This window comes from Salinispora oceanensis (assembly GCF_000383575.1).
Taxonomy (GTDB): Bacteria; Actinomycetota; Actinomycetes; order Mycobacteriales; family Micromonosporaceae; genus Micromonospora; species Micromonospora oceanensis.
The window spans coordinates 5428068-5433279 of the sequence record NZ_KB911579.1 but is presented as its reverse complement, the minus strand read 5'-3'; the positions used below and the strand labels follow the sequence as shown (position 1 = coordinate 5433279).

2 protein-coding genes are annotated in these 5212 nt (G+C 71.2%); both read left to right on the top strand.

Going from position 1 to position 5212, the window contains the following annotated elements:
* The coding region (locus SALPAC4_RS0124855; RefSeq protein ID WP_020113576.1) for a type I polyketide synthase at positions 1-1977 on the top strand (1977 nt) is incomplete at its 5' end.
* The coding region (locus SALPAC4_RS0124850) for a type I polyketide synthase (protein WP_162562171.1) at positions 1977-5212 on the top strand (3236 nt) is incomplete at its 3' end. The genes SALPAC4_RS0124855 and SALPAC4_RS0124850, both read left to right, overlap by 1 nt.

The window sequence follows — 5212 nt, the reverse complement described above, 5'->3', positions numbered from 1 at the left end:
CCCGCCGACGGTTTCCTGCTGCACCCGGCCCTGCTGGACTCCGCACTGCAGGCGGCGCTGGCCGCCGGCGGAGACGCCCCGGTCTCCCTGCCGTTCGCGTGGAACGACGTAGCGCTGTCGGCGGTGGGCGCGGACACCGTACGGGCCCGGCTGAGCCCGCGCGGCGCCGACCAGATGTCAGTGACCCTCGCCGACGGAAGCGGTGCGCTGCTCGGATCCGTACGGTCGCTGCTCTCCCGGCCGGTGTCGGCCGACCAGTTGCGCCCGTCCGCGCCGGGCGGCGCGCTCTACACGGTCGAGTGGGCGCAGATCCCGGTTCCCGGCGACGGCGGCGGCGAGCCGCCCGAGCTGTTCGAACCGCAACTGGGCGGCCGCTCGACCAGCGACGTCGTCGGCGAAGGGCTGGCCGCGGTGCAACGGTGGCTGTCCGCGGAGGACGGATACCTCGCCGTGGTGGCGCCTCAGACCGTCCCCGAAGGCGCAGCGCTGTGGGGTCTGGTGCGATCGGCCCAGTCCGAGCACCCGGGCCGGTTCGTCCTGGTCGACTGCGACGACCACCCCGCGTCCCGGGCACTGCTGCCGCAGGTGACAGGCCTGGACGAACCGCAGCTGAGAATCCGTGAGGGACAGCTGTCGGCGCCGCGCCTGACCCGGGTGGCAGCGGACGCAAAACCGGTCTGGGAAGGCACCGTTCTGATCACCGGCGGCACCGGCGTTCTCGGGTCGCAGGTGGCCCGCCACCTCGTGGAGGCGCACGGAGTACGCAGCCTCGTCCTGGTCAGCCGGCAGGGCATGAACGCCCCGGGTGCCCCGGAGCTGTCGGCTGAGCTGACCGCGGCGGGCGCCGACGTGTCGGTAGTAGCCTGCGACGTCTCGGACCGTGCGGCGCTGGCCGAAGTACTCGACGGGATCACCGGCCTGCGGGGCGTGATCCACACTGCCGGCGTGCTGGACGACGGCACGATCGAATCGTTGACCCCGGACCGGGTACGGGCGGTCCTCGCAGCGAAGGCGGACTCCGCCCGGCACCTGCACGAGCTCACCGCTCACCTCGACCTGACCGCCTTCGTGCTGTTCTCCTCCGTCGCCGGGATGCTCGGCACGGCCGGACAGGGCAACTACGCCGCCGCCAACGCGTACCTCGATGCTCTTGCCACCCACCGGCGTCTCCAAGGCCTTCCCGCCGTGTCGCTGCCGTGGGGAATGTGGGAGGAACGCTCCGGCCTCACCCGCCACCTGGATCGGATCGAAATCAACCGGATGAGCCGGGGTGGCCTCTCGCCGATGCCGACGCCCGAGGCGCTGCGGCTGTTCGACCTCGCGGTCGCCGCGGACGAGCCGGTGCTTGTCCCGATCCGGCTCAACCTGGCGGCGGTGCGGGCCGAACCCGAAATCCCCGCGCTGCTGCGCGGCCTGGTCCGCGCCCGGCCCCGCCGGACAGCGTCCGCGAGCCACGAAGGCACGGCCGGACTGCGCCGGCGGATCACCGAAGCCGACCCCGGCGAGCGGGAGCCGATCGTCCTGCGGCTGCTGTGCCAGGAGATCGCCGTCGTGCTCGGGTACCGCGGTCCGGAGAACGTTCCGGTCGACCGGGCGTTCAACGAGGTGGGCTTCGACTCGTTGACCGCCGTACAGCTGCGCAACCGGCTCAAGGCCGCGACCGAGCTGAGCCTGCCCGCGACCCTGGTCTTCGACTACCCCACACCGACTGCTCTCGCCCGCCATCTCCTGGACCGGATCTCCGGCGATCCGTCACCGGAGAGCGCCGGAATCCAGGCCATCGACCACCTGGAACGCATGCTCGGCATGCTGCCGGCCGGGGACGAGCAGGGCGTACGCGTCGCACGGCGCCTGCGCGACGTGCTGGACCGCTGGGCCGCGAAAGATCAGGCGCCCGGCGACGCCGGGGACGACCTCGACACCGCGTCGGACGACGAACTCATAGCCATCCTCGGTAGAGAGCTGAGAGGTTCTTGATGGACGAGCGCACCGTTCGGGACTATTTCAAGCAGGCGATCGCTGACCTGCGGTACGCCAAGCAGCGCCTGCGCGAGGTGGAGGACCAGAACACGGAGCCGATCGCGATCGTCTCCATGGCGTGCCGGTTCCCCGGCGGGGTGTCCTCACCGGAGCAGCTGTGGAACCTGCTGATGGCCGAAGGCGACGCGGTCTCCCGCTTCCCCGCAGACCGCGGCTGGGAACCGCTGCTCGACCCGGCGCGGGTGCGCGGTGCCAAACCGGAGGGCCCCAGCCGCAGCCTCACCGATCAGGGCGGATTCCTCTACGACGCGGGCGAGTTCGACGCCGGCTTCTTCGGGATCAGCCCGCGCGAGGCCCTGGCGATGGACCCGCAGCAGCGACTGCTGCTCGAGGTCTCGTGGGAGGTGTTCGAGCGAGCCGGCATCGACCCGTCGTCGCTGAAGGGAAGCAGCACCGGGATCTTCGCCGGCGTGATGTACCACGACTACGCCCCGGACATGCTGTCGGTCCCCGCCGACCTCGAAGGCTTCATGGGCACCTCCCACACGGGCAGCATCGCCTCCGGCAGGGTGGCGTACACGCTGGGACTGGAGGGCCCGGCGGTCACTCTGGACACCGCCTGCTCCTCGTCACTGGTCGCCATGCACCTCGCCTCGCACGCCCTGCGGCGCGGGGACTGCTCGCTGGCGATCGCCGGCGGCGTCACGGTGATGGCGACGCCCGGAGCGTACGTGGTTTCCACCCGTCAGGGCGGACTGGCGGCGGACGGCCGGTGCAAGGCGTTCGCAGCCGCGGCCGACGGGGTGGGGTGGAGCGAGGGCGTCGGTCTGGTGCTGTTGGAGCGGTTGTCGGATGCGCGGCGTAACGGTCATGAGGTTTTGGCTGTGTTGCGGGGTAGTGCGGTGAATCAGGATGGTGCGTCGAATGGTTTGACGGCGCCGAATGGTCCGTCGCAGCAGCGGGTGATTCGGCAGGCGGTGGCCGATGCGGGCTTGTCGTTGCGTGACGTTGATGTGGTGGAGGCGCACGGGACGGGGACCCGGTTGGGTGATCCGATTGAGGCGCAGGCGTTGCTGGCCACCTATGGGCAGGGCCGGCAGCGGCCGGTGCTGTTGGGTTCGGTGAAGTCGAATATCGGCCACACGCAGGCGGCGGCCGGTGTCGCTGGTGTGATCAAGATGGTCCTGGCGATGCGGCATGGGATGGTGCCGGCGACGTTGCACGTGGATGAGCCGACGCCGCACGTCGACTGGTCCGCCGGCGCGGTGCGGCTGGCCACCACGTCGACTCCGTGGCCGGACGGTGGTAAGCCGCGGCGTGCGGCGGTGTCGTCGTTCGGGATCAGCGGCACGAACGCCCACGTCGTGCTGGAGCAGGCGCCTGCTGACCCGGTCCGGGACGAAGCGATGCCGGCTCTGCCGGCCGTTCCGTGGGTGGTTTCGGCGAAGTCGCCGGAGGGCCTGCGGGCTCAGGTGCGGTGTCTGGCGCGGTGGGCGGGCTCGGCGGATGCCGATGCTGTGGCGATTGGTGCGGCGTTGGTGCGTACGCGTGCGGTGTTTGAGCATCGCGCGGTGGTGGTCGGTGGTGGCCGTGACGAGCTGGTCGAGGCGTTGTCCGCGGTGGTGCCGGTGGGTGGGGGTCGTGACGGTGGTGTGGTGTGGGTGTTCCCGGGTCAGGGCGCGCAGTGGACCGGGATGGCGCGGCAGTTGATGGCCGAGTCGGCGGTGTTCGCGTCCTCGATGGCCGAGTGCGCGGCGGCGTTGGCGCCGTTTGTGGAGTGGTCGCTGCCGGAGGCGTTGGACGGGGATCTGTCGCGGGTTGATGTGGTGCAGCCGGTGTTGTGGGCGGTGATGGTGTCGCTGGCGCAGGTGTGGCGTTCGTGGGGGGTGCGGCCGGCGGCGGTGATCGGTCACTCGCAGGGTGAGATCGCGGCGGCGTGTGTGGCCGGGGTCCTGTCGCTGGCTGATGGGGCGCGGGTGGTGGCGTTGCGCAGCCGGGCGTTGCGCGAGCTTGCCGGTGGTGGCGGGATGGTGTCGGTGATGGCCGCCGAGCAGCGGGTGCGGGAGTTGCTGCCGGAGGGGTTGTCGGTGGCGGCGGTGAACGGACCCACCACGGTGGTGGTGTCGGGTCCGGATGAGGGTTTGGCGTTGTTGCTGGGCCGGTGTGAGGCGGTGGGGGTGCGGGCGCGGCGGGTGGCGGTGGACTATGCGTCGCATTCGCCGCAGATGCAGCAGGTGCGGGACCGGTTGCTGGCTGATCTGGAGTTGGTGCGGCCTGGTGCGGGTGAGGTCGCGGTGTTCTCGACGGTGACCGGTGGGCTGGTTGACGGCCGGCGGATGGATGCCGGGTACTGGTTCGACAATCTGCGGTCTACGGTGCGGTTCGCTGAGGCGGTGCGTTCGGCGGCGGATGCGGGTGGCCGGTCGTTCGTGGAGGTCAGTGCGCATCCGGTGTTGTTGCCGGCGATCGAGGAGACGTTGGACGACGTCACGGTGGTCGGGTCGCTGCGCCGTGACGACGGCGGTCTGCGGCGCCTGCTGACCTCGGCCGCCGAACTGTTCACCGTCGGTGTGGAAGTGAACTGGCACGCGATCTTCGAAGGCGTCCCACACACGCACGTGGATCTGCCCACGTACGCGTTCCAACGCGAGAGGTACTGGCTGTCCGCCGGCCGCGACACCGGCGACCTGTCCGGCGCCGGCCTGGCGCGCACCGGGCACCCGCTGCTCGGCGCGGAAGTGGACCTCGCTGCCGCCGACGGCCACCTCTGGACCGGACGATGGTCGGCGGACTCGATGCCCTGGCTGGCCGACCACGCGGTGTTCGACGCCGTCATGGTCGCCGGCGCGGTCTGGGTGGAGCTCGCCCTCCACACCGGAGACCAGGTCGGTGCGCCAGTGGTGCGGGAGCTCGTGCTGCAATCGCCGCTCGTGCTGCCCGAGCAGGGCGCGGTGCAGATCCAGGCCTCCGTCGGCGCCGCCGACGGGAACGGACACCGTGAACTGAGGGTGCACTCCCGGCCCGACGGCGATCCGGACGCGATCTGGACCCAACACGTCCAAGGCATGCTCGCGGCCGGCGAAGCCGGCGGCGTGGCACGGCCCTTCGGCAACCAATGGCCGCCGGCCGGTGCGATCGCCGTGCCGCTGGACGACCTGTACGAGCGGCTGGCGCGGCACGGATACCAGTACGGGCCGGCGTTCCAGGGACTGCGGAAGGTGTGGCGGCTCGG